This window comes from Pseudomonas fontis (genome assembly GCF_028656955.1).
Lineage (GTDB): Bacteria > Pseudomonadota > Gammaproteobacteria > Pseudomonadales > Pseudomonadaceae > Aquipseudomonas > Aquipseudomonas fontis.
On sequence record NZ_JAMDGY010000014.1, the window covers coordinates 105,334 to 127,243 of the forward strand.

Consider the following 21,910-nt stretch of genomic DNA (forward strand, 5'->3'; position numbering starts at 1 on the left):
CATGTCGAGATTCTTTATCGATCGCCCGATTTTCGCCTGGGTGATCGCCCTGGTGATCATGTTGGTCGGCGCGTTGTCGATCCTCAAGTTGCCGATCAACCAGTACCCAAGCATCGCGCCGCCGGCCATCGCCATCGCCGTGACCTACCCGGGCGCCTCGGCGCAGACCGTGCAGGACACCGTGGTCCAGGTGATCGAGCAACAACTCAACGGTATCGACAACCTGCGTTATGTGTCCTCGGAAAGTAACTCCGATGGCAGCATGACCATTACCGCGACCTTCGAGCAGGGCACCAACTCCGACACCGCCCAGGTCCAGGTGCAGAACAAGCTGAACCTGGCCACCCCGCTGCTGCCGCAAGAAGTACAGCAGCAGGGTATCCGCGTGACCAAGGCAGTGAAGAACTTCCTGCTGGTGATCGGCCTGGTGTCCGAAGACGGCAGCATGAGCAAGGACGACCTGGCCAACTACATCGTCTCCAACATGCAGGACCCGATTTCGCGGACTGCCGGCGTTGGTGACTTCCAGGTGTTCGGTGCACAGTACGCCATGCGTATCTGGCTCGATCCGGCCAAGCTCAACAAGTTCCAGTTGACCCCGGTCGACGTGCGCACCGCCGTGGCGGCGCAGAACGTCCAGGTGTCTTCCGGTCAACTCGGCGGCCTGCCTGCCCTGGCCGGCCAGCAACTGAACGCGACCATCATCGGCAAGACCCGCCTGCAGACTGCCGAGCAGTTCGAGAAGATCCTGCTCAAGGTCAACCGTGACGGTTCGCAAGTGCGTCTTGGCGATGTCGCCAAGGTAGCCCTGGGGGGTGAGAACTACGCGGTCGCCGCACAGTTCAACGGCAAGCCGGCGTCCGGTATCGCGATCAAGCTGGCTACCGGTGCCAACGCACTGGATACCGCCAAGGCCCTGCGCAAGACCATCAGCGACCTGGAACCGTTCTTCCCGCAAGGCATGAAGGCGGTATTCCCGTACGACACCACCCCGGTGGTGACCGAGTCGATCAGCGGGGTAATCCATACCCTGGTCGAAGCGATCGTGCTGGTGTTCCTGGTGATGTTCCTGTTCCTGCAGAACTTCCGCGCTACCGTAATCACCACCATGACCGTTCCGGTGGTGTTGCTGGGTACCTTCGGGATCCTCGCGGCCGCCGGCTTCAGCATCAACACCCTGACCATGTTCGGCATGGTACTGGCCATCGGCTTGCTGGTGGACGATGCCATCGTCGTGGTGGAAAACGTCGAGCGGGTGATGGCCGAAGAAGGCCTGTCCCCGAAAGAAGCGACCAAGAAGTCCATGGGCCAGATCCAGGGCGCCCTGGTCGGTATTGCCCTGGTGCTCTCGGCAGTACTGCTGCCAATGGCCTTCTTCGGCGGCTCGACCGGGGTGATCTACAAGCAGTTCTCGATCACCATCGTCTCGGCCATGGCCCTGTCGGTACTGGTCGCCCTGATCTTTACCCCGGCGCTCTGCGCGACCATGCTCAAGCCGATCCCCAAAGGCGAGCACCACGTTGCCAAGCGCGGCTTCTTTGGCTGGTTCAACCGCAACTTCGACCGCAGCGTGCGTAGCTACGAGCGCGGCGTCGGCAACATGTTGCGGCACAAGGCGCCGTACCTGCTGGCCTACCTGTTGATCGTGGTCGGCATGATCTGGCTGTTCACCCGCATCCCTACCGCGTTCCTCCCGGAAGAAGACCAGGGCGTACTGTTTGCCCAGGTACAGACCCCGGCAGGTTCCAGTGCCGAGCGCACCCAGGTGGTGATCGACGAGATGCGTGCCTACCTGCTGGACAAGGAAGCCGACACCGTCGCCTCCGTGTTCACCGTAAACGGCTTCAACTTCGCCGGTCGTGGGCAGAGCTCGGGCATGGCGTTCATCATGCTCAAGCCGTGGGGCGAGCGTTCTACCGAGAACAGCGTGTTCAACCTGGCAGCCCGTGCCCAGCAGCACTTCTTCACGTTCCGTGATGCCATGGTGTTCGCCTTCGCGCCACCTGCGGTACTGGAGCTGGGTAACGCCACCGGCTTCGACGTGTTCCTGCAAGACCGTGCCGGTGTTGGCCATGACAAGCTGATGGAAGCGCGCAACCAGTTCCTCGGTATGGCGTCGCAAAGCAAGATCCTCTCGGCAGTGCGTCCGAACGGCCTGAACGATGAACCGCAATACCAGTTGAGCGTCGATGACGAACGCGCCAGTGCCTTGGGCGTGACCATTACCGACATCAACGCCACCCTGTCGATTGCCCTGGGTGCCAGCTACGTCAACGACTTCATCGACCGAGGTCGGGTGAAGAAGGTCTACATCCAGGGTGAAGCCGCCTCGCGCATGAGCCCGGAAGACCTGCAGAAGTGGTACGTGCGCAACGCTGCCGGTGAAATGGTGCCGTTCTCCTCCTTTGCCACCGGCAAGTGGATCTACGGTGCACCGAAGCTGTCGCGTTACAACGGCGTTGAAGCCATGGAAATTCTCGGTGCGCCAGCCCCTGGCTACAGTACCGGTGAGGCCATGGCCGAGGTCGAGCGCATTGCCGCGAAACTGCCGGCCGGTATCGGCTACTCCTGGACCGGCCTGTCGTACGAGGAGCGCCTGTCCGGCTCCCAGGCGCCGGCGCTGTATGCCCTGTCGCTGCTGATGGTGTTCCTGTGCCTGGCGGCGTTGTATGAAAGCTGGTCGATCCCGATCGCGGTGATGCTGGTGGTGCCCCTGGGGATCATCGGTGCACTGTTGGCCACCAGCTTGCGCGGGCTGTCCAACGACGTGTACTTCCAGGTGGGGCTGTTGACCACCATTGGTCTGGCGGCGAAGAACGCGATCCTGATCGTCGAGTTCGCCAAGGAACTGCACGAGCAGGGCCGCAGCTTGATCGACGCGGCCATCGAGGCCTGCCGGATGCGTCTGCGCCCGATCATCATGACCTCGCTGGCATTCATCCTGGGCGTGGTGCCGTTGGCCATTTCCACCGGCGCCGGCTCGGGTAGCCAGCACGCCATTGGTACCGGTGTAATCGGCGGGATGCTGACTGCAACGATATTGGCAATCTTCTGGGTACCGCTGTTCTTTGTCAGTGTGTCGTCCTGGTTCGGCAGCAAGAAGCCCGAAACCGACGCCACCCCCGAAACTCCACGCACTGAGGCTGGGCAATGAGTAAGTCCCTATTATCGCTGGCGGTCACCGCATTCATTCTGGGCGGCTGCTCGCTGATCCCTGATTACCAGGCCCCTGAGTCGCCCGTGGCGGCCCAGTGGCCGCAAGGGCCGGCGTACACGCCGACCGAGTCGGCTGCGGTCGCTGCGGCCGAGCAGGGCTGGCGCCAGTTCTTCCACGACCCGGCCTTGCAGCAGTTGATCCAGACATCCCTGGAAAACAACCGCGACCTGCGTGTCGCGGCGCTGAACATCGATGCCTACCGGGCGCAGTACCGCATTGCACGTGCGGACCTGTTCCCGGCGGTCACCGCCAATGGCAGTGGCCAGCGTCAACGCGTGCCGGCGAACATTTCGCAGACCGGTGACGCCAGCATCACCAGCCAGTACTCGGCCACCGTCGGCGTCAGCGCCTACGAGCTGGACCTGTTCGGCCGGGTGCGCAGCCTGAGCGAGCAGGCCCTGGAAACCTACCTGTCCAGTGAACAGGCACGTCGTTCGACGCAGATCGCCCTGGTGGCCAGCGTCGCCAATGCCTACTTCACCTGGCAGGCTGACCAGGCGCTGCTCAAGCTGACCGGCGAAACCCTCAAGACCTACGAAGAAAGCTACGCGCTGACCAGCCGCAGCAATGAAGTGGGTGTGGCTTCGGCACTGGACGTGAGCCAGGCGCGTACGTCGGTTGAAGGCGCACGGGTCAAGTTGGCACAGTACCAGCGCCTGGTGGCGCAGGACCTGAACAGCCTGACCGTGCTGGTCGGTACCGGTATTCCGGGCAACCTGCCGCCAGCGCAGCAACTCGATGCCGATCTGCTCAGTGAAGTACCGGCCGGCTTGCCGTCCGACCTGCTGCAACGTCGTCCGGACATCATGGAAGCCGAGCACCTGCTCAAGGCTGCCAACGCCAATATTGGCGCGGCACGTGCGGCGTTCTTCCCGAGCATCAGCCTGACCGCCAATGCCGGGACCTTGAGCCCGGACATGGGTGGGCTGTTCAAGGGTGGCTCGGGTACCTGGCTGTTCCAGCCGCAGATCAACATCCCGATCTTCAACGCCGGCAGCCTGAAGGCCAGCCTGGATTACTCGAAAATCCAGAAAGACATCAACATCGCGAAGTATGAGAAAACCATCCAGACCGCCTTCCAGGAAGTCTCCGATGGCCTCGCTGCGCGCCTGACCTTCAACCAGCAGTTGCAGGCCCAGCGTGACCTGGTTGCCGCCAACCAGGACTACTACCGCCTGGCCGAGCGTCGTTACCGGATCGGCATCGACAGCAACCTGACCTTCCTTGATGCCCAGCGCAATCTGTTCAGCGCGCAGCAATCGCTGATTTCTGATCGACTGTCGCAACTGGTCAGCGAGGTCAACTTGTACAAGGCGCTGGGTGGCGGCTGGTACGAGCAGACCGCGCAACAGGCCAAGGTGGAAACGCCGAAGGGCTGATTGCCGTTCGTGTTGCACAAGAGCCCACCCCTTGCGGTGGGCTTTTTATTGCCCGCATGTAGCCGCTGCCGTAAGGCTGCGCTCGCCTGCATAGCAGGCGCACGAGTGCTGGGAGCCCTGCGGACTCCAGCACAGCCTGACGGCAGCGGCTACAAGACCATGCATAGCGTTCGGTGATCGCCCAGTTCCGCCCGCAACGAATTGATTCCCCCCCGCGCACTCCCCCACCATCGCAATGCAGCTTTCGCCAAAGCGCACCCCCAAAGATCGTTCCTCGGCCTGTGACCTTCAACCGTCGCAGCGCACGGTTTCGGCTTACATAAAAACAAGAGACACCACCCAATGACCATTCTTCAACCCGCACGACACCTGGTTCCCGGCCTCCTGGCCATGGCTTGCACACTACCCGCCGTCGCCGCCGATGGCGGTTTTATCGAAGACGCCAAGGCCAGCCTCAACTTGCGCAATTTCTACATCAACCGCAACTTCGTCGACCCGAACAACGCCCAGGCCAAGGGCGAGGAATGGACCCAGAGCTTCATCCTCGACGCCAAGTCCGGCTTCACCCAGGGCACGGTCGGTTTTGGCGTGGACATTCTCGGCCTGTACTCGCTCAAGCTCGACGGCGGCAAAGGCACGGCGGGCACGCACCTGCTGCCGGTGCATGACGACGGCCGGCCGGCGGACGACTTCGGCCGCCTGGGCGTGGCGCTCAAGGCCAAGCTCTCGAACACCGAGCTGAAGGTGGGCGAATGGATGCCGGTGCTGCCGATCCTGCGCTCGGACGATGGCCGCTCGCTGCCGCAAACCTTTCGCGGCGGGCAGCTCACCTCGCAGGAAATCAGCGGCCTGACCCTGTATGCCGGCCAGTTTCGCGGCAACAGCCCGCGCAACGACGCGAGCATGGAAGACATGTTCCTCAACGGTAAACCGGCGTTTACCTCAGACCGCTTCAACTTTGCCGGTGGCGAATACAGCTTCAATGAAAAACGTACGATGGTCGGTCTGTGGAGCGCCCAGCTCAAGGACATCTACCAGCAGCAGTACCTGAACCTGGTGCACAGCCAGCCGCTGGGCGACTGGACCCTGGGGGCGAACCTCGGCTATTTCACCGGCAAGGAAGACGGCGCGCAACGCGCCGGCAAGCTGGACAACCGCACTGCTTCGGCGCTGCTGTCGGCGCGTTACGGTGGCAACACCTTCTATGTCGGCTTGCAGAAAGTCAGTGGCGACGATGCCTGGCTGCGGGTCAACGGCACCAGCGGCGGCACCCTGGCCAACGACAGCTACAACGCCAGCTTCGACAATGCCCAGGAACGCTCGTGGCAGTTGCGCCATGACTACAACTTCGCGGCCCTCGGCGTGCCGGGGCTGACCTTGATGAACCGCTATATCAAGGGCGACAACGTGCACACCAGCAGCGTTGATGACGGCAAGGAGTGGGCGCGGGAGTCGGAGTTGGCGTATGTGATCCAGTCCGGGACGTTCAAGAGCCTGTCGTTCAAATGGCGCAACTCGACCATGCGCCGGGACTTCAGCAGCAATGCCTTTGATGAGAACCGGCTGATTGTGAGTTACCCCATCGGGATTCTCTAGACGGCGCAAACCTGTGGGAGCCGGCCTTGCCGGCGATTCGGCGCCAACAGTGGCGGCCCCTCGCCGGCAAGGCCGGCTCCCACAGTACGAGGATTACGCGCCTCTGGTGGTCCGGCTGCGCTGCCCCTGCACACCCACCGGCACATCCCCCTGCAGTGTCACCCGGCGAACCACCCGGCCCTGGGTGCCATAGTCATCCACCGCGTAATGCTGGGTGGCGCGGTTGTCCCAGATCGCCACATCCCCCGCCTGCCAGCGCCAGCGCACGGTGTTCTCCAGGCGCGTGACATGGCTTTGCAGCAAGCTGAACAAATGTGTGGAATCGGCTTGCGAATAGCCCTTCAGGCGTTTGACGAAATGCCCCAGCAGCAGATTCTTCTCCCCGCTGACCGGGTGCACCCGCACCACCGGATGCTCGGTCTCGTAGACCGTCGAGGTAAAGATCTTGCGATAGTTTTCCAACTGCTCGGCACTGACATTGGGCTTGGTCGCCGCGTAGTCGTACTCGTTGCTGTGCACCGCCCAGAGCTGATCGGCCAACGCCTGCAGTTCCGGCGAAAGGTCGTTGTAGGCCGTCGCGGTATTGGCCCACACCGTGTCGCCACCCGATACCGGCGCGACCACCGAACGCAGGATCGACGCCTTCGGGTAAGCCTCCACAAAAGTCACGTCGGTGTGCCAGGAATTGGCCCGACGCCCTTCCCCGCCATCAAGCTCCAGCAAGTACCGCGTTCCGTCACGCACCGGCACGGTCGGGTGGGCAATCGGCTCGCCCAACAGGTGGGCAAAGGCTTCCTGCCCCTGGTCATCCAGATGCCCCTGGCCCCGGAAGAAAATCACCTTGTGCTCGACCAGCGCGGCCTGGATCGCGTCGATCACGGCCGGCTCCAGGTCGGCGCCCAGGGCGATACCGCGGATCTCGGCACCGATACGCCCGGCGACCCGGTGAATGTCCAGCACAGGGCTGACAGAGGCTACGGCGAGTGCGGCATTGCTCATGGTACGTCCCTCATTGGGTGGCTTACACGGAAAGTGCCTCAGAAACACTCGCGCTATCTATATGCAAATAAGCTCTATTAGATAGATTAATGCTTCATTGACGGAATAAGAGCTTGCATTTAAAACCTCAGTCTCCCGTGGCGGCAAATACCTTCGCCCTATTTTTGGAATGCCGGAAAAGCATATGGATCTTCGCCAACTGCGTTACTTCATCGCCCTCACCGAACACCGCAGTTTCGTGCGTGCCGCCGACGCCATGGGCATCACCCAGCCAGCGTTCAGCCGCAGCATCCAGGGCTTGGAGCACGAGTTCGGTTGTGTCCTGGTGGACCGCGCCAACAAGGACCTGCGCCCCACCCCAGAAGGCCAGGTGGTGCTGCAACACGCCCTGCGCCTGGTCCAGGGCGCGGCGCAGTTGAGCTGCGAAGTGCAGCAGATGACCAAGCTCGATGCCGGCGAATTGCGTTTTGGTTGCGGCCCGGCGCCCGCAGTGAACCTGGTGCCGCAGGCGGTGGCGCAGTTCATCGGCGCGCACCCCAAGGTGCGCACCTGTTTTGAAGTGGACAACTGGGAAAAGCTCAGCCGCGCGCTGAGCCGTGAGGAGATCGAGTTTTTCGTCGCCGACATCCGCCACTTCGAAGCCGACCCGAACTTCCAGACCCAGCCCCTGAGCCCGCGTCGCGGTTTGTTTTTCTGCCGACCCGGGCACCCGCTGCTGGCCAAGGACAGCCTGTCGACCAACGACATGTTCGACTACCCGCTGGCCACCACCCTGATCCCGCCGGGTGTGCGCAAGCTGCTGGCCAACCTCAGTGGCAAGACCGACTTTTCGCCGAGCATCGAAACCGAGCATCTGCCGACGCTGCTGAAGATCGTGCAGGCCACCGATGCCATTGGCATCGGCCCGCAGGAAGCGTTCGCCGAGGCCATCGCGCAGGGTGAGTTGGTGCGCCTGCACTGGCGCAACCTGCCGGCCAACCTGGAAAGCCTGAATGCCCGCTGCGGCATCGTCAGCCGCAGCGGGTATCGCTTGTCGCCCGCCGCGCGGGCAATGATAGAAACCCTGATCAGCCTTGACCGCCAAGCTGGGCCACAGGCGCTGGTCGGATAGCCTGCGGCGCCAGCCACTGGTCCACCTTGAACGGTTTGCGGATCAAGCGCTGCGCGGCGGCCAGGTCCACCGATTGTTGCAACTTGGCGAGGAAGTCCGCATCCAGGGTCGAGGGGAACAGCTGGCTCAGTTGCTCACCCTGCAAGTCGCGCTGCAGAATCGCCGGCGGGTAGCTGGCCAACCCGGAGACCAGCTGGATATAGGCGTCCTTGTTGCTGTCGGTGGTCAACCACTGCACGCCCTGCTGCTGGACCTTGAGCAGCTTCGCCACTACCTCTGGATGCGCATCGACGAAAGCACCAGAGGCCACCACCACCGCCTGCACATTGCCCGCACCGCCAAGGTCACGGGTGCTCAGCGGCAGCTCGGCCAGGCCACGCTCCTTCAGCGCACTGATGCCGATCGAGCCCCAGGTGGCGTCGATCTGCTTCGCCGCCAGCGCGGCTATGGCCGCATTGAAGTCCAGGTTGATGACTTTCAGGTCCTTCTCGCTCAGGCCCTGGCTGGCCAGCGCGGCATCGAACGAGAGCTGGGTCGCGGTGCCGCGGAACACCGCCACGCGCTTGCCCTTGAGGTCTTGCAGGGTCTTGATGCCGCTGCCGGGCACCACCCCCAGGTAGTGCTTGATGTTGCGCCCGGTGGCGGCCAGCAGTCGGGTGTCGACGCCATTGGCCTTGCCGATGATCGCCGCCAGATCGCCCAGGTAGGCGATGTCCACCTGGCCGTTGGCGAAGGCTTCGTTGATCACCGGGCCAGCGCCCTTGAAGTAGTTCCACTGGATGCTGATGCCGTCGGCCGCGAAGGCTTTTTCCAGCAGTTGTTGGTCACGCAGAACATCGGTGATGCCGCCTCCGGAATGCTGCGTACCGGCACTGAGGTCAGGCACGGCAATGCGGATTTCCTTGAGCTCGGCGGCCACGGCAAACGCTGGCAACCAGCCCACCACGGCGGCCAGGGTGGGTGCAGCGAACAAGCTGAAAACACGGTTGAGCGACAGGTTCATGGCAGGCGACTCCTCGGTAGTGATGCGCCACGCTACCCAGAGTCGCCACTAAACATTAAATAATATTAAATTACAATTTAATAACTATTGAATATAAAAGCCTGCGCACAAGCCTCCTGGCGCTGCATGCATAAGACGCAAGAAAAGTATGCTTCGAATGCATTGGCTGCGCAGACCTCCAGCGGATTTAAATGCAGCTCTTATCGCTTAATCGAATTTATATCTATCTAGTTATACCTAAAAGAAATAATCAAATAGCGATTCGCCGCACCGCTGACATCGGAGGTTTGCATGGCCCGCCTTTCACTTTCCAGCCTGCCCCTGGCCACTGCGCCGGGTCGTCGCCCCTGGCTGCGCGCCCTGCCCTGGCAACGCCTGCAAGCCTGGTACCTGCCGTTGCTGCTGGCAGCGCTGTGGTGGCTGGCCAGCCGCAATCAATGGATGAGCGAGCAGATCCTGCCCGCCCCTGCGCTGGTGTGGCACAGCGCACTGGAGCTGGCCCAAGGCGAGCTGTGGAGCCACCTGGCGATCAGCCTGCAACGTTTGCTGGTCGGCCTGCTGCTGGGCGTTGCCGCGGGGGCTGTGCTCGGTGCCTGGCTAGGCGCCAGCCGCCGCGCCGAACGCCTGGTGCTGCCCACCTTCAATGCCCTGGCGCAGATTCCAACCTTGGCCTGGGTGCCGTTGTTCATGGCGCTGTTTGGCATTGGCGAGCTGCTCAAGCTGGTGGTGCTGATCAAGGCGGTGATCGTCCCGGTCACCCTGCATACCCTGGTCGGTGTGCGCGATGCCCAGCCACGCCTGCGTGAAGCGGCAGCGGTGCTGCGCCTGCCAACGCACCTGCTGATCAGCCGCTTGATCGTGCCGGCCGCGCTGCCGGCATTTCTGGCCGGCGTGCGCCTGGCCCTGGCCACCGGCTGGACCTCGTTGCTGGCGGTGGAGTTGCTGGCCTCGAGTGAAGGCATTGGCTACCTGATGGTCTGGGCCCGACAGCTGTTCATGCTGGATATCGTCTTTGTCTGCATCGCGGTGATCGGCGTGCTGGGCCTTTTGATGGACCGTGGGCTTGGCTGGCTCGACCAACGCCTGCTGCACTGGCCGCACCCCGCCACGGCGCAGTTGAGCGCCCAGCGTCTGCACGGCTGGCAACGCTTGCAGGCGCTGTACCTGCCGCTGGCCCTGCTGCTGGTCTGGCAACTGGCAACCCTGGCCGGCTGGGTCGACCCGAACATTCTCGTGGCCCCCTCACAAGTCCTGCACACGACCCTCGAAGGCGTGCTCGACGGCTCGCTCAGCGCAGCCCTGGCCGTCAGCGTTGGCCGCGCACTCGGTGGCTTGCTGCTGGGCGGCCTGCTCGGCTTTGGCCTGGGGTTGCTGCTGGGGCTGTCGCGACCGGCCGAACGCCTGCTCGGCCCGAGCCTCGCTGGCCTGCGGCAGATTGCAATCTTCGCCTGGGTACCGCTGCTGACCGCCTGGTTTGGCCTGGGTGAACTGGCCAAGTGGGTGTTCGTCGCCCTGGCGGCATTCTTCCCGCTGTTCATCGGCACCCAACGAGCAGTCGCCAACCTGGCCCCGCAGCTCGATGAAGTGGCGCGGGTATTACGCCTGAGCCCACTCCAGCGCCTGCGCCGGGTGGTGCTGCCGGGCGCGGCCCCGGGGATTTTTGCCGGGTTGCGCGTGGGCCTGATCTACGCCTGGCTGGGCACCATCGGCGCCGAATACTTCATGCCGTCCGGTGGCGGCATCGGCAGCCTGATGATCGGCGCGCAACAGCTGCTGCGCATGGACCTGATCATGGCCGGGATGCTCCTGGTCGGCCTGACCGGTGCCCTGCTTGGCGCCCTAGGACAACACATCGAACTGCGCGCCACGCGCTGGAGACGAGCATGACGACAGCCCTTTCCCCCCTGGTCAGCTTCGAGCACGTCGGCAAGCGTTTCGCCGTGGTCGATGGTGAGCTGGAAGCGATCCGTGACTTCAACCTGCAGATCGGCGAAGGCGAATTCGTCGCCATCGTCGGCGCCAGCGGTTGCGGCAAATCCACCCTGCTGCGCCTGCTGATCGGCCTGGATGATGAGTTCCAGGGGCAGATCCTGATTGACGGCAAGCCGGTCAGCGGCATCGGCAGCGAACGCGGCATCGTGTTCCAGGAGCACCGCCTGTTCCCCTGGCTGACGGTGGCCGAGAACATTGCTTTGGGCCTGGTCAACGAGCCACTTGAGCGTGCCGAACGAGCCCGTCGCGTGCAGGCATTCATCGCCCTGGTGGGGCTGGAGGATTTCAGCCAGGCCTACCCGCACCAGCTCTCGGGGGGCATGGCCCAGCGCGTGGCGATTGCCCGCGGGCTGGTCGCCAGCCCGCGCATCCTGCTGCTCGACGAGCCTTTCGGCGCCCTCGATGCGCTGACCCGCCAGCAGATGCAGGACGAACTGCTGGCCATTCGCGAACGAGCACACATCACCACGCTGCTGGTCACCCACGATGTCGAGGAAGCGATCTTCCTGGCCGACCGCGTGGTGGTGCTGGAGCCCCGGCCCGGGCGGATCAAGCGGGTGGTCGAGATCGACCTGCCGCACCCGCGCCAACGCGCCAGCCTGGAATTCCATCGCCTGCGCGAAACCCTGCTGCACGAACTGACCCACGACGACCGCTACCTGCCGCCCGCCGTGGCGCAGATCCGCGACCTGCCGTTTACCTACCTGGCCTGCTAAGGAGCGACCATGAGCCAACGCCCCAACTTCCTGGTTATCGTTGCCGATGACCTGGGTTTTTCCGATATCGGCGCCTTTGGCGGTGAGATCACCACACCCAACCTGGATGCCCTGGCCACCGCCGGCCTGCGCCTGACCGACTTCCACACCGCGCCGACCTGCTCACCGACCCGCTCGATGCTGCTCACCGGCACCGACCACCATATCGCCGGCATCGGCACCATGGCCGAGGCGCTGACCCCGGAACTGATCGGCAAGCCGGGCTACGAGGGCTACCTCAACGACCGCGTCGTCGCGCTGCCGGAGCTGCTACGCGAAGCGGGCTACCAGACCTTGATGAGCGGCAAGTGGCACCTGGGCCTGAAGGCCGAACTGGCGCCGCATGCCCGTGGTTTCGAACGCTCGTTCGCCTTGCTGCCGGGGGCGGCCAACCACTACGGTTTCGAGCCGACCTACGACGCCGACACCCCGCGCCTGCTCAAGTCCACCCCGGCGCTGTACATCGAGGACGACACCTTCGTCGAGCAACTGCCCGAGGGCTTCTATTCCTCCGATGCCTTCGGCGACAAGCTGCTGCAGTACCTGAAAGAACGCGACCAGAGCCGCCCCTTCTTCGCCTACCTGCCCTTCTCCGCGCCGCACTGGCCGTTGCAGGCGCCGGCCGAGGTGGTCGCGCGCTACAAGGGCCGCTATGACGCAGGCCCCGAAGTGCTGCGCCAGGAACGCCTGGACAAGCTCAAGGCTCTCGGCCTGATCGCCGCCGACACCCAAGCGCACCCGGTGGACGAGCAATGGCAGAACCTCAGTGAAGAACAGCGCCAGCGCTCGGCCCGCTCGATGGAAGTGTATGCCGCGATGGTCGAGCGCATGGACTGGAACATCGGCCGGGTTCTCGACTACCTGCGCAACCAGGGCCAATTGGACAACACCCTGGTGCTGTTCATGTCCGACAACGGCGCTGAAGGCGCGCTGCTGGAAGCCTTCCCCAAGTTCGGCCCGCACCTGGCCAGCTACCTCGACCAGCACTACGACAACAGCCTGGAAAACATCGGCCGCGCCAACTCCTATGTCTGGTACGGCCCGCACTGGGCACAGGCGGCGACCGCACCATCGCGGCTGTACAAGGCCTTCACCACCGAAGGCGGCATCCGCGTGCCGGCACTGGTCCGCTACCCGGCGCTGGCTCGCCAGGGGCAGATCAGCCATGAATTCAGCACGGTGATGGACATCACCCCGACCCTGCTGGACCTGGCCGGCGTGCGTCACCCCGGCAAGCACTGGCAAGGCCGCGAAGTCGCGCCGGTACGTGGCAAGTCATGGCTGGGCTATCTGTCGGGCGAGACCGAGTTCGTGCATGACGAACACACCGTCACTGGTTGGGAGCTGTTCGGCCGCCGGGCGATTCGCCAGGGGCACTGGAAGGCCGTCTACATTCCAGGCCCGGTGGGGCCAGCCACCTGGCAGTTGTACGACCTGGGCAGCGACCCGGGCGAGGTGCACGACCTGGCCGAGTCGCACCCGGCCAAGCTGCAGACGCTGCTCGGCGAGTGGCAGAAATACGTCGAGGAGACCGGGGTGATCCTTACTCAGTCGCCGTTCCAGCCGGACTAGCCAGGCGTGCCAGGTGGGCGGGGTCGAGAATCTCGATCTCGCCATAGCCCAGGCGCAGTGCCCCTTCCTGTTGCAGCGACTTGAGGATCTGGTTGGTGGTCTGGCGGGAGAGCGACAGCATCAGCGCCAACTGCTCCTGGGACAGTTGCAGCACCCGTCGTGGGCCGTCCACCTCGCCATAACCGGCGGCAATCTGCAGCAAGCGGTAGGCGACCCGGGGTGCTGCGGCCAGCAGGCTCTGCTGCTCCAGGGCGACAAACACCCAGCGCAGTTTCTGGCTCATCAGCAAGGCAAAATCGCGCCAGTGTTGCGGCTGCTTTTCCAGCAGCGCGAGCAATGCCGCCTGCGGCACCCAGAGCAAGGTCACCGTCCCTTCGGCCAGGGCGTCGTGGGTGCGGGGCTGGCCGTCGAACAGGCTGATTTCGCCGAACCATTGCGGTGCTTCCACCAGCGCCAGCAATGCCTCCTTGCCTTCGGCACTGACGGCGCCGACGCGCATCGCCCCCTCCACTACCGCGTATAACCCGCACGGCGCATCACCGCGCTGGAACAGCCTTTCGCCAGCGCCGAGGCTGCGCAGCCGGGCCGCTTGCAGCAGGCTATCCTGCAAGGTAGGGGGCAAGTGCTTGAACCAGTGTCCTTGGAGCAGTTGCCCGCGCCAGGCGTGTATCGCGTTCATCCGGGGCCTCGATGCTGACTCTGTCGGCTAGGCGACAGACGATGGACTTCAGGCAAGGCATGCTCGGCCTACCCTACTGGAGGAACAATAATGAAAAACCTCGTGGAACACCTCAGTCAATATGCGAATTACCACCGTGATCCGCGCAATATCGCCACGCATTTCGTGGGCATCCCGATGATCGTATTGGCGGTGACCGTGTTGCTGTCGCGCCCGGGGCTGTCGTTGGCGGGGTTGTGGTTGTCGCCGGCGTTGCTGCTGGCGGCGTGGTCGGCGTGGTTCTACCTGCGCCTGGACCAGCGTTTCGGCTTGCTGATGAGCGCCTTGCTTGGCCTATGCCTGTGGGCCGGGCAAGCGCTGGCGGTGCAGAGCACCCTGGTGTGGCTGAGTGGCGGCTTGGGCCTGTTTGTACTCGGCTGGGTGATCCAGTTTGTCGGCCACTATTACGAAGGACGCAAGCCGGCGTTTGTCGATGACCTGAGCGGGTTGATCGTCGGGCCATTGTTCGTGGTGGCGGAGATGGCGTTCTTGCTTGGGTTGCGGCCAGAGTTGAAGGCGGCCATCGAGGCGAACGCCGGGCCGGTTGCGCTTCGGCAGAAGAAGGCGGCGGTCTAGCGGGCGCCATCGCCGGCAAGGCCGGCTCCCACAGAGGCGGCAGCACTGCTTATCACTTTATTTGCAGCACTACCGGGCCTTGTGGGAGCCGGCCTTGCCGGCGATGGGGCCAGTCAATCACGCGACTCAACCCCCAGCTCATCCCACACCGACTCGGCCAGGTGGAACGTCGCATTGGCCGCCGGGATCCCGCAGTAGATCGCGCTCTGCATCAGCACTTCCTTGATCTCTTCGCGGGTCACGCCATTGTTCGCCGCCGCCCGCAAATGCAGCTTCAGTTCTTCATTGCGGTTCATCCCGATCAGCATGGCAATGGTGATCAGGCTGCGGGTGTGGCGCGGCAACCCCGGCCGCGTCCAGATATCACCCCAGGCATGCCGGGTGATCATCTCCTGAAACTCGCCGTTGAACTCAGTCAGGTTGCTCAAGCTGCGATCAACATGAGCATCACCCAATACCGCGCGACGCACCTGCATGCCCGCGTCATAACGTTCTTTCTCGTCCACGAAACGCTCCTCAGCGGGCCAGCAGAAAATCGATCACACGGCGGCTGAACGGCTCACCGACTTCAACGTTGGACAAATGCGCCGCCTTGAACTCGGCATACTCGGCCCCCGCCACCTGCTCCTGGATAAACCGGCTGCCCGCAGGCGGCGTTACCGCGTCTTCGCTCCCGGCAATGGCCAGCAGCGGTACGCGGATCTCACCCAACCGGTCACGGAAATCGGCATCCCGCACCGCCGCGCAATTGGCCGCGTAGCCTTCAGGAGAAGTCGCTGCGAGCATCTCGGTAATGCGTTGGGCCTGCTGCGGGCTGGCCGCTGCATACGCCTTGGTGAACCAGCGCTCGATCGATGCATCACGCAAACCGACCATTGCCGCCTGGCCGTCACGCAAGACCATCTCGATACGCGGGTTCCAGATTTCCGGGCTGCCAATCTTCGCCGCTGTGTTGCAGACGATCAGCCGCTCCAGGCGCTCGCCGGCATTGATCCCCAGCCACTGGCCAATCAGCCCACCCATCGACAGCCCGCAAAAATGCGCGCGCTCGATCTTCAAGGCATCGAGCAAGGCCAGCACATCGCCGCCCAACTGCTCGATGCTGTAAGGCCCCGGCGTGACCAGCGAGCCGCCATGGCCACGGGTGTCATAGCGCAGCACCTGAAAGTGCGCGGCAAACGCCGGCACCTGGGTGTCCCACATGTGCAGGTTGGTGCCCAGCGAATTGGACAACACCAGTACCGGCGCGCCTTGCGGCCCTTCAAGCTGATAATTCACTACGCCATCGGCGAGTTGTACGCTTCCCACGGCAGCCTCCTTCAGGCATTCAAGCGTTGATGTTCGGTCACGGCCCGGGCCACCCAGACACGTGCCTGGCCAAGGTAATGGGCCGGGTCGAGCAGACGGTCAAGTTCGTCTGCCGAGAGTTCGTCAGTCACCTGTGGTTCATCGCCCAGCACGGCGCGCAGATGACGGCGTTCAGCCACTGCACGCTTGCAGCAGCTTTCCAGCAAATGGTGGGCGGTGTCGCGGCCCAGCCGTTGCGCCAGCACCGTGCTGACTGCCTCGGCCAGCACCAGCCCCTGGGTCAGGTCGAGGTTGCCGCGCATGCGTTCGACATCCACCTCCAGCCCTTCGGCAATGATCAGCGCCTGGCGCAAAGCACCCGACACCAGGCAGCAGATTTCCGGCAAGGTTTCCCATTCGGCATGCCACAGGCCCAGGCTGCGCTCGTGCTCTTGCGGCATCGCCGCAAACAGCGTGGCGAGCAGGCCGGGCACGCGGGTAGCCGCGCCGATCAGCACCGCCGCACCCACCGGGTTGCGCTTGTGTGGCATGGTCGATGAGCCGCCCTTGCCCGGCGCCGACGGCTCGAACACTTCGCCGGCCTCGGTCTGCATCAACAGGCTCATGTCGCGCCCCAGCTTGCCCAGGCTGCCGGCGATCAGGCCAAGCACCGAGGCAAATTCGACCAGGCGATCGCGCTGGGTATGCCAGGGCTGCTCGGGCAGGTTCAGGTGCAACTGCGCAGCCAGCGCTTCGGCCACCGGCAAGGCCTTGTCGCCCAGCGCGGCCAAGGTGCCGGAAGCACCGCCAAATTGCAGGCTGAGCAGGCGCGGCTTGAGTTCACGCAGACGCACGCGATGCCGGTCCAGGGCGCCCAGCCAGCCGGCGATCTTCATGCCCAGGGTCACTGGCGTCGCGTGTTGCAGCCAGGTGCGCCCGGCCAACGGCACATCCGCATAGGCCTGGGCCCGGTGCGCCAGCAACTGGGTGAGTTTGCTCAGGTCGGCCTCGATCAGCACCAGCGCATCGCGCAGTTGCAGCACCAGGCCGGTGTCCATGGCGTCCTGGCTGGTGGCGCCCAGGTGTACAAAACGCTCGGCTTCCGGCACGCCGCTGGCGATCACCCGCCCCAGCGCCTTGACCAGCGGTATCGCCGAGTTGCCGGCCACCGCAATGGCCTCGGCCAAGGCGCCAAAGTCATAGCGTTCGGCCTTGCAGGAGGCTTCGATGGGCGCCACAGCCACCTGGGGGATCAGCCCGACACTGGCCTCGGCCCGGGCCAGTGCCGCTTCGAAATCGAGCATGCCCTGGACCCGGCCACGGTCGGAGAAAATCTCGCGCATGGCCGGCGCCGTAAAGTAGGCATCGAACAATTGGTTGCCCGGTCGTTGAGTCATCACAGGTCCTTCTACAGGGCGCGCCCACCGGGGGCGCGCAGCCAGGTCAATGATCGTGGTGCAGGTAGGCGGCCTGCTTCGGCAAGCGCAGGCTGAAGAGGAAGGCAATCGCCATCATCCCGGTAACGTACCAGTAAAAGGTGTTTTCCATGCCCATGGACTTCAGCCCCAGCGCCACGTACTCGGCCGAACCGCCAAACAGCGCGTTGGCCACTGCATAGGCCAGGCCGACACCCAGCGCACGCACCTGTGGCGGGAACATCTCGGCTTTCACCAGGCCGCTGATCGAGGTGTAGAAGCTGACGATGCACAGCGCCAGGCTGATCAACACAAAGGCCAGGAACGGGTTGGTAACGGTCTTCAGCGTCAGCAGGATCGGCACGGTGAAAATCGTCCCGAGGGCACCGAACAGCAACATCGAATTGCGCCGGCCGATGCGGTCAGAGAGCATGCCGAACAGCGGCTGCATGCACATATAAAGGAACAGCGCGCCGGTCATGATGAAGCTGGCCGTCTTCGCACTCATGCCCGCCGTGTTCACCAGGTACTTCTGCATATAGGTGGTGAAGGTGTAGAAGATCAGCGAGCCACCAGCGGTATAGCCAAGCACGGTGATGAATGCGGCGGTGTGGTTGCGGAACAACCCGCTGATGGAGCCGGCGTCCTTGTCCTGACGGGTTTCGGCACTGCTGGTTTCTTCCAGCGAGCGACGCAGAAACAGCGAGATCACTGCGGCAACGGCCCCGACCACGAACGGAATCCGCCAGCCCCAGGCACGCAGTTCGTCTTCAGTCAGCAACTGTTGCAGGATCACCACCACCAACACCGCCAGCAGTTGCCCGCCAATCAACGTCACGTACTGGAACGAGGCAAAAAAGCCGCGCTGGCCGCGCAGGGCCACTTCGCTCATGTAGGTGGCCGTGGTGCCGTATTCGCCGCCCACCGACAGCCCCTGGAACAGCCGCGCAGCCAGCAATAGCGCCGGCGCCCAGGCGCCAATCGAGGCATAGGTGGGCAGGCAGGCGATAACCAGGGAGCCGGCGCACATCATCAGTACCGAGATCATCATCGAGTTCTTGCGACCATGGCGGTCGGCCACCCGGCCGAACAGCCAGCCACCGATCGGACGCATCAGGAAGCCCGCCGCGAACACCCCAGCAGTGTTCAGCAATTGCACCGTCGGGTCGTCAGAGGGGAAGAAGGCCGGAGCGAAGTAGATCGCGCAGAAGGCATAGACATAGAAGTCGAACCATTCGACCAGGTTGCCGGAGGAGGCACCGACAATGGCGAAGATGCGCTTGCTGCGTTCTTCACCGGTGTAATAGGTTGAAGTCATGGCGGGGTACTCTTGGAGGGTAACTGAAGTCTAGACACACTCAGTAACACTCATGTTCCACAGAACAATCACCCCGTGCCATCGACCTTGCGTGGAGGCCGACGGCGCGGGGTCATTGGTTTACACGCGCTCGATGGCCAGGGCCAGGCCCTGCCCCACGCCGACACACATGGTCGCCAGGCCTTTGCGCCCGCCGGATTTTTCCAGCTGGTGCAGCGCAGTCAGTACCAGGCGTGCGCCACTCATGCCCAGCGGGTGCCCCAGGGCGATGGCACCGCCGTTCGGGTTGACCTGCGGGGCATCGTCGGCCAGGCCCAGTTCGCGCAGCACCGCCAGGCCCTGGCTGGCGAAGGCTTCGTTGAGCTCGATGACATCGAAATCGCTGACCGCCACGCCCAGGCGCTCGATCAGCTTGCGCACCGCCGGCACCGGGCCAATGCCCATGACTCGCGGGGCCACGCCGGCGCTGGCCATACCGAGCACGCGGGCGCGCGGGGTCAGGCCGTGTTTTTGCACGGCTTCGGCCGACGCCAGAATCAGCGCGGCGGCGCCGTCGTTGACGCCTGAGGCGTTGCCGGCGGTGACGGTCTTGTCCGGGCCGTTGACCGGCTTCAGTTTGGCCAGGGCTTCCAAGGTGGTGTCGGCGCGCGGGTGTTCATCCTGCTCGACCACGGTCTCGCCTTTCTTGTGGGCGATGCGCACCGGCACGATTTCTTCGGCGAAATACCCGGCCGCTTGCGCTGCGGCGGTGCGTTGCTGGCTGCGCAGGGCAAACGCGTCCTGGTCGGCACGGGATACCTGATAGTCGTCCGCCACGTTGTCGGCAGTCTGCGGCATCGCATCGACGCCGTACTGGGCTTTCATCAACGGGTTGATGAAACGCCAGCCGATGGTGGTGTCTTCCAGCTTCATGTTGCGCGAATAGGCGTTGTCGGCCTTGCCCATGACAAACGGCGCGCGCGACATCGACTCGACGCCACCGGCAATCGCCAGCTCCATCTCGCCGCTGGCGATGGCGCGGAAGGCCGTGCCGATGGCATCCATGCCCGAGGCGCACAGGCGATTGAGGGTGACCCCCGGCACGCTGTCCGGCAAACCGGCCAACAGCAGGGCCATGCGCGCGACGTTGCGGTTGTCTTCACCGGCCTGGTTGGCGCAGCCGAAGAACACTTCGTCGAGTTGCTCCCACTGCACCGTCGGGTTGCGCTCGATCAGCGCCTTGAGCGGCACCGCCGCCAGGTCGTCGGCACGCACGCCGGCCAGGGCACCGCCGAAGCGGCCAATGGGGGTACGAATGGCGTCGCAGATAAATACCTCACGCATCACGCTTCTCCTGGCGCCTGGCCGTGGGCAGCGGCGGTGCGCGCTTCAAGGTCACGCAGGGCAAGCAGTTCGACTTCGCTGGGCTCGACAGTGGTGGCAACATCGTCGGCAAAGCGGATCGCCCAGCCGGTGGCGGCCACGATCTGTTCACGGGTCACGCCTGGGTGAATCGAGGTGACCACGAATTCGTGGCTGCCGGCTTCCGGCTCCATGATGCACAGGTCAGTGATGATGCCCACCGGCCCTGCGCCTGGCAGGCCGAGGCGTTTGCGCGAGTCGCCGCCTTCGCCGTGGCCGACCGAGGTGATGAAATCCAGCTTGTCGACAAAGGCCCGCGCCGACTGCTTGAGGATGATCAGCACGGTCTTCGCGGAACCGGCGATTTCCGGCGCACCGCCCGCACCGGGCAGGCGCACTTTCGGGTTGTTGTAGTCGCCAACCACGGTGGTGTTGATATTGCCGAAACGGTCGACCTGGGCCGCGCCGAGGAAGCCGACATCAATACGCCCGCCTTGCAGCCAGTAGCGGAAGATCTCCCCGGTCGGCACCACGGTGTCTGCCGTTTCCGCCAGTTCGCCGTCACCGATGGACAGCGGCAGCACGCTTGGCTTGGCGCCAATCGGGCCGGATTCGTAGATCAGCACCACGTCGGGCGACGAGGTCAGGCGCGCGAGGTTGGCGGCCTTGGACGGCAGGCCGATACCGACGAAGCACACGGCGCCATTGCGTAGGCGACGGGCAGCGGCGACGGTCATCATTTCATTGGTGGAGTAGCTCATTGTGCAGCCTCCGAAGCGCTGGCCAGTTTTGCCTTGAACGCGGTGAAGTCGGTGGTGCCGCGAATGTATTCGTCGATCCACGCCGTGAAGGTTTCGCGGTTGCGGGCAATCGGGTCCCAGGCCTGGTAGAAGCGGTTGTCGCGCTCGTAGTAGCCATGCGCGTAGGACGGGTGCGCGCCACCTGGCACCAGGCAGACTGCCGTGAGTGCCCAGGTCGGCAGCACGCAGGCGTTCATCGGCGCGTTGAGGTCGTCGACGATCTCTTCGACGGTGACGATGCAGCGCTTGGCGGCCAGGGCCGCTTCCTTTTGCACGCCGAGGATGCCCCAGAGCAGCACGTTGCCTTTACGGTCGGCTTTCTGCGCGTGAATGATGGTGACGTCCGGACGTACCGAAGGCACGGCGGCGAGCACTTCCCCGGTGAACGGGCAGGTGACGCTCTTGATCAGCGGGTTGACCTTTGGCAGGTCGGAACCGGCGTAAGCGCGCAGTACCGCGAACGGCAGGCCGGAAGCACCGGCAACGTAGGCGTTGGCCAGGTCGGCGTGGCTGTGTTCTTCGATTTCCATTGCGTGCGGCCATTGTTTTTCAACAGCGTCGCGCAGGCGGTGAAGGGAGCCAACACCCGGGTTGCCGCCCCAGGAGAAGATCAGCTTGCGGGCGCAGCCGGCGCCGATCAGTTGATCGTAGATCAGGTCTGGGGTCATGCGTACCAGGGTCAGATCCTGTTTGCCCTGACGAATGATTTCATGACCGGCAGCGGTCGGGATCAAGTGCGTGAAGCCTTCGAGGGCGATGCTGTCGCCATCGTTGACGAACTGCTTCACGGCGTCGTGGAGCGAGAGGATTTCAGCCATTGCAGACTCCTGG

General features: G+C 63.9%; 18 protein-coding genes. 8 read left to right on the top strand and 10 right to left on the bottom strand.

Going from position 1 to position 21,910, the window contains the following annotated elements; genetic code table 11:
• Nucleotide 1: 1 nt before the first annotated feature.
• The 3 genes from M5G11_RS05455 (at nucleotide 2) to M5G11_RS05465 (ending at nucleotide 6,192) form a co-directional block, all read left to right on the top strand.
• Complete coding sequence (locus M5G11_RS05455) at nucleotides 2-3,154, top strand: efflux RND transporter permease subunit (RefSeq protein WP_273910904.1); 3,153 nt, start codon at nucleotides 2-4, stop codon at nucleotides 3,152-3,154.
• A complete protein-coding gene (locus M5G11_RS05460) occupies nucleotides 3,151-4,596 on the top strand; it encodes an AdeC/AdeK/OprM family multidrug efflux complex outer membrane factor (protein WP_273910905.1) in 1,446 nt (481 codons plus the stop codon). The genes M5G11_RS05455 and M5G11_RS05460 overlap by 4 nt, the downstream gene beginning before the upstream one ends.
• A 342-nt stretch (nucleotides 4,597-4,938) precedes the next feature.
• Nucleotides 4,939-6,192 carry an OprD family porin gene (locus M5G11_RS05465; protein WP_273910906.1) on the top strand — a complete coding sequence of 418 codons (1,254 nt, stop codon included), beginning with the start codon at nucleotides 4,939-4,941 and terminating at the stop codon, nucleotides 6,190-6,192.
• 93 nt (nucleotides 6,193-6,285) lie between these two features.
• Here M5G11_RS05465 and M5G11_RS05470 read toward each other — a convergent pair whose 3' ends face one another.
• Complete coding sequence (locus M5G11_RS05470; protein WP_273910908.1) at nucleotides 6,286-7,191, bottom strand: TauD/TfdA dioxygenase family protein; 906 nt, start codon at nucleotides 7,189-7,191, stop codon at nucleotides 6,286-6,288.
• Between the two features lie 184 nt (nucleotides 7,192-7,375).
• Between M5G11_RS05470 and M5G11_RS05475 the strand changes: the two genes are divergently transcribed.
• Nucleotides 7,376-8,302 (top strand): LysR family transcriptional regulator, encoded by a 927-nt coding sequence (locus tag M5G11_RS05475; RefSeq protein WP_273910909.1) that lies wholly within the window; start codon nucleotides 7,376-7,378, stop codon nucleotides 8,300-8,302.
• On the opposite strand, the gene M5G11_RS05480 is transcribed toward M5G11_RS05475, so the two are convergent.
• Nucleotides 8,259-9,305, bottom strand: a complete 1,047-nt coding sequence (locus tag M5G11_RS05480) for an ABC transporter substrate-binding protein (protein ID WP_273910910.1) — start codon at nucleotides 9,303-9,305, stop codon at nucleotides 8,259-8,261. The genes M5G11_RS05475 and M5G11_RS05480 overlap by 44 nt on opposite strands.
• A 291-nt stretch (nucleotides 9,306-9,596) precedes the next feature.
• Between M5G11_RS05480 and M5G11_RS05485 the strand changes: the two genes are divergently transcribed.
• The 3 genes from M5G11_RS05485 to M5G11_RS05495 are packed head-to-tail and all read left to right on the top strand — an operon-like array spanning nucleotide 9,597 to nucleotide 13,624.
• Nucleotides 9,597-11,192: an ABC transporter permease gene (locus M5G11_RS05485; RefSeq protein WP_273910911.1), complete on the top strand. Its 1,596-nt coding sequence runs from the start codon at nucleotides 9,597-9,599 to the stop codon at nucleotides 11,190-11,192.
• Nucleotides 11,189-12,013, top strand: coding sequence for an ABC transporter ATP-binding protein (locus M5G11_RS05490; RefSeq protein ID WP_273910912.1), 825 nt, complete (start codon nucleotides 11,189-11,191; stop codon nucleotides 12,011-12,013). Before M5G11_RS05485 ends, M5G11_RS05490 begins: the two co-directional genes overlap by 4 nt.
• 9 nt (nucleotides 12,014-12,022) lie before the next feature.
• On the top strand, nucleotides 12,023-13,624 hold the full coding sequence (locus M5G11_RS05495; protein ID WP_273910913.1) for an arylsulfatase: 1,602 nt from the start codon (nucleotides 12,023-12,025) through the stop codon (nucleotides 13,622-13,624).
• On the opposite strand, the gene M5G11_RS05500 is transcribed toward M5G11_RS05495, so the two are convergent.
• Nucleotides 13,596-14,303, bottom strand: a complete 708-nt coding sequence (locus tag M5G11_RS05500) for a Crp/Fnr family transcriptional regulator (RefSeq protein ID WP_273910914.1) — start codon at nucleotides 14,301-14,303, stop codon at nucleotides 13,596-13,598. The genes M5G11_RS05495 and M5G11_RS05500 overlap by 29 nt on opposite strands.
• 90 nt (nucleotides 14,304-14,393) lie before the next feature.
• Here M5G11_RS05500 and M5G11_RS05505 point away from each other — a divergent pair, with 90 nt between their 5' ends.
• Nucleotides 14,394-14,918 carry an Mpo1 family 2-hydroxy fatty acid dioxygenase gene (locus M5G11_RS05505; protein ID WP_273910915.1) on the top strand — a complete coding sequence of 175 codons (525 nt, stop codon included), beginning with the start codon at nucleotides 14,394-14,396 and terminating at the stop codon, nucleotides 14,916-14,918.
• A gap of 113 nt (nucleotides 14,919-15,031) precedes the next feature.
• On the opposite strand, the gene pcaC is transcribed toward M5G11_RS05505, so the two are convergent.
• From pcaC to M5G11_RS05540, 7 genes are all read right to left on the bottom strand, one after another.
• Nucleotides 15,032-15,424 carry a 4-carboxymuconolactone decarboxylase gene (gene pcaC / locus M5G11_RS05510; RefSeq protein ID WP_273910916.1) on the bottom strand — a complete coding sequence of 131 codons (393 nt, stop codon included), beginning with the start codon at nucleotides 15,422-15,424 and terminating at the stop codon, nucleotides 15,032-15,034.
• Between the two features lie 10 nt (nucleotides 15,425-15,434).
• A complete protein-coding gene (gene pcaD / locus M5G11_RS05515; RefSeq protein WP_273910917.1) occupies nucleotides 15,435-16,226 on the bottom strand; it encodes a 3-oxoadipate enol-lactonase in 792 nt (263 codons plus the stop codon).
• Nucleotides 16,227-16,237: 11 nt separating this feature from the next.
• The gene (locus M5G11_RS05520; protein ID WP_273910918.1) at nucleotides 16,238-17,602 is read right to left on the bottom strand and encodes a 3-carboxy-cis,cis-muconate cycloisomerase; all 1,365 of its coding nucleotides are present in this window, start codon (nucleotides 17,600-17,602) and stop codon (nucleotides 16,238-16,240) included.
• 46 nt (nucleotides 17,603-17,648) lie between these two features.
• Nucleotides 17,649-18,938, bottom strand: a complete 1,290-nt coding sequence (locus tag M5G11_RS05525) for an MFS family transporter (protein ID WP_273910919.1) — start codon at nucleotides 18,936-18,938, stop codon at nucleotides 17,649-17,651.
• Nucleotides 18,939-19,058: 120 nt separating this feature from the next.
• Nucleotides 19,059-20,264 (bottom strand): 3-oxoadipyl-CoA thiolase, encoded by a 1,206-nt coding sequence (pcaF, locus tag M5G11_RS05530; protein WP_273910920.1) that lies wholly within the window; start codon nucleotides 20,262-20,264, stop codon nucleotides 19,059-19,061.
• Nucleotides 20,261-21,040, bottom strand: coding sequence for a CoA-transferase subunit beta (locus M5G11_RS05535; protein ID WP_273910921.1), 780 nt, complete (start codon nucleotides 21,038-21,040; stop codon nucleotides 20,261-20,263). Before M5G11_RS05535 ends, pcaF begins: the two co-directional genes overlap by 4 nt.
• Nucleotides 21,037-21,897: a CoA transferase subunit A gene (locus M5G11_RS05540; protein WP_273910922.1), complete on the bottom strand. Its 861-nt coding sequence runs from the start codon at nucleotides 21,895-21,897 to the stop codon at nucleotides 21,037-21,039. The genes M5G11_RS05535 and M5G11_RS05540 overlap by 4 nt, the downstream gene beginning before the upstream one ends.
• Nucleotides 21,898-21,910 lie beyond the last annotated feature (13 nt).

Coding starts and splice junctions, on each gene's coding strand:
- M5G11_RS05485 (WP_273910911.1), top strand. CDS start 9,597: ATGGCCCGCCTTTCACTTTCCAGCCTGCCCCTGGCCACTGCGCCGGGT.
- M5G11_RS05490 (WP_273910912.1), top strand. CDS start 11,189: ATGACGACAGCCCTTTCCCCCCTGGTCAGCTTCGAGCACGTCGGCAAG.
- M5G11_RS05460 (WP_273910905.1), top strand. CDS start 3,151: ATGAGTAAGTCCCTATTATCGCTGGCGGTCACCGCATTCATTCTGGGC.
- M5G11_RS05470 (WP_273910908.1), bottom strand. CDS start 7,191: ATGAGCAATGCCGCACTCGCCGTAGCCTCTGTCAGCCCTGTGCTGGAC.
- M5G11_RS05475 (WP_273910909.1), top strand. CDS start 7,376: ATGGATCTTCGCCAACTGCGTTACTTCATCGCCCTCACCGAACACCGC.
- M5G11_RS05520 (WP_273910918.1), bottom strand. CDS start 17,602: ATGACTCAACGACCGGGCAACCAATTGTTCGATGCCTACTTTACGGCG.
- M5G11_RS05540 (WP_273910922.1), bottom strand. CDS start 21,897: ATGGCTGAAATCCTCTCGCTCCACGACGCCGTGAAGCAGTTCGTCAAC.
- M5G11_RS05525 (WP_273910919.1), bottom strand. CDS start 18,938: ATGACTTCAACCTATTACACCGGTGAAGAACGCAGCAAGCGCATCTTC.
- M5G11_RS05455 (WP_273910904.1), top strand. CDS start 2: ATGTCGAGATTCTTTATCGATCGCCCGATTTTCGCCTGGGTGATCGCC.
- M5G11_RS05465 (WP_273910906.1), top strand. CDS start 4,939: ATGACCATTCTTCAACCCGCACGACACCTGGTTCCCGGCCTCCTGGCC.
- M5G11_RS05505 (WP_273910915.1), top strand. CDS start 14,394: ATGAAAAACCTCGTGGAACACCTCAGTCAATATGCGAATTACCACCGT.
- M5G11_RS05495 (WP_273910913.1), top strand. CDS start 12,023: ATGAGCCAACGCCCCAACTTCCTGGTTATCGTTGCCGATGACCTGGGT.
- M5G11_RS05535 (WP_273910921.1), bottom strand. CDS start 21,040: ATGAGCTACTCCACCAATGAAATGATGACCGTCGCCGCTGCCCGTCGC.
- M5G11_RS05480 (WP_273910910.1), bottom strand. CDS start 9,305: ATGAACCTGTCGCTCAACCGTGTTTTCAGCTTGTTCGCTGCACCCACC.
- M5G11_RS05500 (WP_273910914.1), bottom strand. CDS start 14,303: ATGAACGCGATACACGCCTGGCGCGGGCAACTGCTCCAAGGACACTGG.